Consider the following 6,350-nt stretch of genomic DNA (forward strand, 5'->3'; position numbering starts at 1 on the left):
GGGGGCTTGCTCGCGTCCCCTCAGGTTCGGAGCAGGTTGTCACGGAAGCTCGACAGCCGGGTCCGGAGGCTGCCGTCGATCACCTGATCGTCGATCTGGGTCACCACGCCCGCGATGAGCGAGGGATCCTGCCTGTGGGTGACCGAGATCTTCCTGCCGGTCGCCTTCTCGAGCTCGGCCCGGAGCCGGTCGAGGTAGCCGTCGCTCAGCGGGCCCGCGCTCGTCACCACGGCCCGGGCGACGTTCTGGTCCTGATCGACGAGGAGCGCGAGCTGCCGCGCGATCTCGGGCAGCGCCGCGAGCCGCCGGCGCCGCGCCAGCAGGAGGAGGGTGTTCCTCGCCACGTCCGAGAAGGCGGCGCGGCCGCCGATCTCGCGGAGCAGCTCCTCGCGCGAGGCCTCCGGGATGAGCGGGTTGTCGAGGACGAGGCGGAGCTCCTCGCTCGCCGAGTACATCGCGCTGGCGTCCCCGATCTCCCTGGCGAGGGCCGCGAGGGTCCCGGTCTCCTTGCCGATCTCGAAGATCGCGCGCCCGTAGCGTCGGGCGACGGACTCGTAGCTCATGTCGCTGCTCCGGTGGTCTGGGCTCCGCGGGGGGCGCCGGCGGAGACGGCCGCGGGGATGGCCTTCAGGTACTCTTCGTTGACCCGGTCGAGGTCCTGCTGGCCGATGCGCTGCCGGAGCAGCTCCTCGGCCGCGGCGACGGCGTTCTGCACCGCCTCCTGGAGGAGCATGGCGCGCGCCGCCTTGAGCTCCTGCTCGGCGCGGAACTCCGCGTCGCGCCGCATCCGGACGCGCCGCTGCTCCGCCTCGGCGAGCACGTGGGCCTTCTCGACCTCCGCCTGCGCCGCGTGCTCGGCCTTGAGCTCGGCGAGCGTCTCCTCGAGCCGCGTGAGCTTGTCCTCGTAGTCCTCGAGCCGCTGCTCGGCCTCCTGCTTGAGGCGCGACGCGTTGTCGAGCTCCTGCGTGATCGTCTGCTTGCGCTTCTTCAGCGCCTCCGCGATGGGCTTCCTCCCGAAGCGGACGACGATGAACGCGAGCAGCCCGAAGTTCAGGACCGACGCGAGGAACGGCGGCGGCTCGTTCTTCGGATCGCAGGGGTTCTGCTCGTTGTGGTAGCGCCAGAGCAGCGCGTTGACGCCGCCCTTCGCGGCCGCCTCGTTGTTCACGCCGATGAGGCCGTGCCACCAGTTGACGTGCGGCGGCGGATCCGTCGGGCCGTGCCCGGGGCAGTGCTCCTCCCCGTGGGAGGCCGGCTCGGGCGCCGGCGGCGGCGTGGGGCGCCCGCGCTGCATGCCCGCCGGACGGATCCCGTGGCCGCCCGGGAGCTGGCGGCCGCCCGGCCCGAGCGGCCGGCCGGGCTGCATGTCGCGCGGGCGCTGGGGCATCTGCTGCGAGCCCGGCTGCGCTTCGGCAGGCGACGGGATGGGCGGGTGCCCGGGGGGCAGCGCCGGCTCGGAGCCCGGCTGCTGCGCGAGCGCGGTGCCGGCGGCGAGCGCCGCGGCCAGGCCGAGCGCGAGCGAGGAGCGGAGGAGCGGCTTCTTCACTGGCGCACCTCGCGGCCGAGCATGCTGGCGGCGATCTCCGCGGCGAGCGCGGGCTGGGCGGCGGCGAGCTCGCCGCGCATGCGGGCGACCTCGGCCGCGATCTTCGCCTTGCTGTCCTCGAGGATCCGCGCCGTCTCGGCGCGGGCCTCGGCCATGATCTGCGCCTCGATCTTCGCGGTCTCGGCGCGGAGCCGCTCTCGCTCGATCCCGGCCTCGCGCCGGACCTTCTCGATCTCGGCCTCGTAGCGGGTGAGCAGCTCGCCGGCGCGCTCGTCCATCTCGCGCGCTTCCCGCTTGGCGCCGTCGGTGCGCCGCTCGCGCTCCTCGAAGACGCGGAGCAGCGGATCGAACAGGAGCGGCTTGAGCACGACGACGAACGTCGAGAACAGGACGACCTGCGCCAGGAACGTCAGATCGAAGTCGACGGCGATGGGGCTGGCGCCGGACGCGAGGAGTGGGTGCATTGCGTTCGGGTTCACGGGTGCTTGTTCGGCGACGAGGGCGGCGCAGCGCGAGCCGCTCGCTGCCCCACGCCCCTCGGGGGGGCGATTTCGCGAGCCGGCACTAGCACGTGTCAGTCAAAGCTGGAAGGGTTCTCGCAGAGCGGACGAGCCCCTCTTTAACATCACGTCTCCTGACGACGCGCCCGCGCCTCGCTCGCGGGTGACGGGCGCCACAGGCTCGTGATCGCGCGCTTCGTCAACGGGTGACGGTCGCGCTCCAGGCGTGCGAGCGCGGGTGACGCCAGCGCTACAGGTCCGCGAGCGAGCGCATCATCTCTCCGAGGCCCGCCTCGAGATCGCCCTCGCTGGCGCGCGGCGCCGGCGCGCGCGCGCCGTCCTCGTCGCGGATGGCCTCGGCGGCTCGCGGATTGCGGAACCAGTCCTCATCGAAGCGCTCGATCAGGCTGCGCCGATCGCGCGCTGCGAGGAGCGCCCCGGCGAGCCGGACCGCCGCGCCGGGATCGAGCGCCGGGATGACGCCGGCGAGCGCTCCCGGGATCGGCGCGCCGAGCGCGCGCGCGGTGGTCTCCTCGAAGCGGTCGCTCCGATCGCGCGAGGCCCGGAGCAGCACGTGCCCGCCTCCGTCCTGGCCGGCGCCGAACACGAGCGCCACGGTCGCGGCGTCGAGGCGCAGCGAGAGGAGGAGGCTGCGCGCGGTGGCGCGCGCCTGATCGAGCGCGCGGCCCCGGCCGAGCCCGAGCGCGCGGGCGCAGAAGACGGGATCGGCGACGAGGCCGCCGAACAGCGCGGCGCGGCGCGCCTGCCGGAGATCGAACGGCGCGCGGGAGAGCGCGAACGGCCCGCGCGCTCCATCACCACGCGCGAGCGCCGCGCCGAAGCGGGCGAGCGCGCGCGCGAACGACGCCGCGCCGAGCGGCGGCGGCAGCGGTCCGAGATCGATCGCGACGCCGTCGGTCAGCTTCGTCGCGCGGAACAGCTCCTCGATCCACCGTGGGCCGAGCCGCGCTGGCCACCCCGACGCCGCGTCGCGGCCGACGGCGCGCCCGAGCGCGGCGTGCCAGGTCGGCTCGAGCTCGATCACCGACTCGGTCCGGCGCAGCAGCGCGTCCGCGGCGCCGATCGCCGCGCCGGGAGGGTCGCAGGGGATCTCGATCGCGCGGAGGCCCTCCTCCGCGAGCCGCCGCGCCGCCTCGTGCCTCCGCTCGACGAGGACGCGGGCGGCGTCGGCGACCGCGCCGGATCCTCGGGCGAGCGCCTCGGCGAAGATCTGCCGCCCGGCGCTCGTCGGGTCGGCGAGCAGCCTGAGGCGCGCCTCGTGGGGCGACATCCGCGCCGGCTCGGGCAGGTCGATCGTGACCAGCGGCGCGTGCCAGGCCGCGGCGAGCCGGACGCGGTCGACCCAGACGACGCGCTCCAGCGTGAGCGCGCAGACCCAGTCGGCGAGGGGGGCCGCGAGGCCGGTCGGGTCCGGCGCGGCGGGCGACGTCGGGCTCGCGAGCCCGAGCTCCGCGCCGAGGCCGGGGGTCTTGCCGGTGAGCTCGAGGTAGGTCGTCCGCGAGCTGACGCGCCGGAAGCGATCGAGCGGGTTCTCGAGCCTGGCCCTCGCCTCGGCGGCGCTCGGGCCGTCCTCGTCGGTGCCGGGCGGCGCCGGACCGCGCCTGACGAGGTCGCCGAGCGCCGCGCGCCACGCGCGCTCCGCGCGGGCGACGTCCCGGTCGAGGCGGATCAGATCGATCTCCATGCTCACCTACGCACGTTACGCACGTTACGCACGTTGCGCATGTTACCCGTGCACCGCCGGTGCCGTCCCGAGCCGCCCGGCGATCTCGCCCTCGGCGCGCGCGAGGTCGGCCAGCCGGCTCCGGGTGGCGCCCTCGTCGCCGGCGACCTCGACGGCGAGGTCGACGAGGGTCCGGTAGTGCCGGGCCTCTGACGCGAAGAGCTCCTCGTAGAGCGGCGCGAGCTCGTGGTCGCGCGCCGCCAGCCCGTCGGCGAGCAGCCTGAAGCGCTCGCAGGAGCGGGCCTCGATGATCGCGCCGACGAGCAGCCGATCGATGAGCGCTGCCTTCGCGTTGCGCGCGCAGGTGCTCGTGGCCGCCTTGCGCAGCTCGCTCGCGTAGACGTCGGTCTCCGGCTTGCCGAGCGCGAGGCCGCGCTGCTCGATCACGTCGAGCAGCGCGCGGAAGTGCCGGAGCTCCTCTTCGGCGAGGTCGACGAGCGCCCGCGCGAGGCGCGGGAGCGACGGCCAGCGCGCGGCGAGGGACAGGGCGTTCGACGCCGCCTTCATCTCGCAGTGCGCGTGGTCGGTCAGGAGCGCCGGCAGATCGGCGAGCGCCACGTCAGCCCAGCATGGATCGGTCGGTAGGGTCAGGCACAGCACGCAGGGCCGACCTAGAGCAGGCGCGCCGCGGCGAGAAGGGGGAGCCGGGCCCCGAGGTCGGCGCAGGCGCGCCGATCGGCCGTCGGAGGTCGCTCTAGAAGGTGTCGGACGAGCCGCGGGTCAGCCCGCTCGACTCTAGGTGGTACGCGAGCCCGACCACGAACGTGGTGGGTCCTCCGCTGGCGAGGGCCCGCCGCACGGTGCCCTCGACGGAGAACTGGGTCCCCACGTAGGCGAGGCCGAGCGACAGCGCGTGCTGATCGGCGCCCTGGTCGAAGCGGTAGCCGGCGCGGAGCGGGAAGTGATCGGCGACGAGGTACTCGCCGCCGGCCATGAAGCGGAAGGTGGTGTCGCGGTAAGAGTTGAAGTCGGCGAGCCCGTCGACCTCGATCGAGAAGTCGGCGGTGCCGAACCCGACGCCGCCGCCGACCGTCGTGGGTAGCAGCCCGTGGTCGGGGTAGGTGAGGTTCTGTCCGACGACCGCGATGTGCAGGCTGTCGGTCGCCTTGACGGTGAGCCCGGCGTCGAACGTGAACGTGTCGACGAAGGAGTGCCGGCCGACGAGCTTCCCGTTCTCCCACTCGCGCAGCCCGCCCGAGACGGGGCTGTCGCCGAGGCCGCCCTCGCGGAGCGTCCCGTCCTGCGTGATCTTGGCGTAGCGGCCGGTGAGCCCGGCGAAGATGCGGTCGGTCAAGGGGTAGGCGAGGCCTGCCCGCGCGTCGAGGTAGGAGCGCTCGATGCCGCCGTCCATGTCGACGAAGCCGCCCACGAAGGAGAGCGCCCCGGCGAGCTTGCCGGTGACCGAATCGACGACGACGCCGCCATAGGCGTGCCGGCCGGCCTCGGGGCTCCCCTGGAAGAGCCCCTGGAGGTGATAGACGCGGGTCTCCACCATGGCGGACGGGTTGAGGAAGACGGCCGACGTCCCGTTCCCGAGGGCGCGCAGCGCACCCCCGAAGGCCGCGGCGCGGGGCGTCTCATTCTCGCCGTAGCTGTAGGCGAGCTGCGGCGGCAGCTCGTCGGCCGCCGCCGGCCCTGCGGCCGACGCCATCAGGAGCGCGCCTGCCGCCGAGAGGGCCCCGGCCCGCCCGGCGGCCGCCGCCCGCTCCGACCGCTGCGCCAGGAGTGCCCCCCTTGTCAACCGGATCCCCGACGACATCGCCTCGCCATACCGCACACCTGGACCCTGGGGGCAAATTCTTGGCTCCTGAAAACCGGCGCACCTCGGTCGCTCTGTACTGGACGAACTCCGCCTTCCTCAGAAAGCTGGAAAACCCGCCACGTCGAGCCTCTTGACGACGAAATGAGCGGGTTTTGCTCTGCAATCGTGAGCGCGTCGTAAAAATCACCGCCCCGCGTCGGGAGTTTTGGCGCCTCGTGTCCGGCAGCCAGAGCTCGGTCGACGCGAAGCCGCCTTCGCAGTGTGTCAGGGACTGAATTTATAACAATACTATCGGATACTTGAGCCAAGTTTCGCAGTTGGGGATAGACGCCCGGACTCACCCGGTGCTACCTCCGATTCGTCCTCGGGGCGGTTCCGTGCCGCACCGGGTCCTCCAAAGGGTGGCCTCGAAAGGGGCGCTGCGAGTTACCGAGCTCTGTGAGGCGGTATGGGGGACGGCTGTGCCGATCTGTCTTTCAATGCGATGGACCTCGACGCGACGGCTGTACCCTCACCTCGATCGACGTGCTCGGCTGCGGCCGGGCCGGGTCCCGGTACAGGAGGGCTGTACTGTCCACCCGCATCTTGCGGGGGCATGCGGATGATTCCCCGAGGACGAAGCGGCCGTGGGCGGACTGTTGAAAAGTCGACACGCCCTTCGATTACATTCAGAATAACATAGAGATCTCCAGGAGTTAGAGGCGAGTCCTCGCTGTGAGACCTGTGGATAAGTTGGGGGCGACGGTTCTTTCGGTCGCCCCCGAAACCTATTTTCGTGGAGCGGACTTCAGAGCAGCG

At 72.8% G+C, this 6,350-nt stretch carries 6 protein-coding genes; all 6 read right to left on the bottom strand.

Annotated features, from left to right (window positions below):
- Positions 1-20 precede the first annotated feature (20 nt).
- Positions 21-563: an ATP synthase F1 subunit delta gene (gene atpH, locus WMF29_RS48815; protein ID WP_437326860.1), complete on the bottom strand. Its 543-nt coding sequence runs from the start codon at positions 561-563 to the stop codon at positions 21-23.
- Positions 560-1,546 (bottom strand): F0F1 ATP synthase subunit B family protein, encoded by a 987-nt coding sequence (locus WMF29_RS48820; RefSeq protein WP_437326861.1) that lies wholly within the window; start codon positions 1,544-1,546, stop codon positions 560-562. Before WMF29_RS48820 ends, atpH begins: the two co-directional genes overlap by 4 nt.
- Positions 1,543-2,010: an ATP synthase F0 subunit B gene (locus WMF29_RS48825; protein WP_276597037.1), complete on the bottom strand. Its 468-nt coding sequence runs from the start codon at positions 2,008-2,010 to the stop codon at positions 1,543-1,545. The genes WMF29_RS48820 and WMF29_RS48825 overlap by 4 nt, the downstream gene beginning before the upstream one ends.
- A gap of 286 nt (positions 2,011-2,296) precedes the next feature.
- Positions 2,297-3,751, bottom strand: coding sequence for a hypothetical protein (locus WMF29_RS48830; protein ID WP_437326862.1), 1,455 nt, complete (start codon positions 3,749-3,751; stop codon positions 2,297-2,299).
- Between the two features lie 42 nt (positions 3,752-3,793).
- A complete protein-coding gene (gene miaE, locus WMF29_RS48835; protein WP_437326863.1) occupies positions 3,794-4,390 on the bottom strand; it encodes a tRNA isopentenyl-2-thiomethyl-A-37 hydroxylase MiaE in 597 nt (198 codons plus the stop codon).
- Positions 4,391-4,484: 94 nt separating this feature from the next.
- Positions 4,485-5,531, bottom strand: a complete 1,047-nt coding sequence (locus tag WMF29_RS48840) for a hypothetical protein (RefSeq protein ID WP_437326864.1) — start codon at positions 5,529-5,531, stop codon at positions 4,485-4,487.
- Positions 5,532-6,350: the final 819 nt, after the last annotated feature.

The organism is Sorangium sp. So ce381, from assembly GCF_051473845.1.
In the GTDB taxonomy this organism is placed as follows: Bacteria; Myxococcota_A; Polyangia; order Polyangiales; family Polyangiaceae; genus Sorangium; species Sorangium atrum.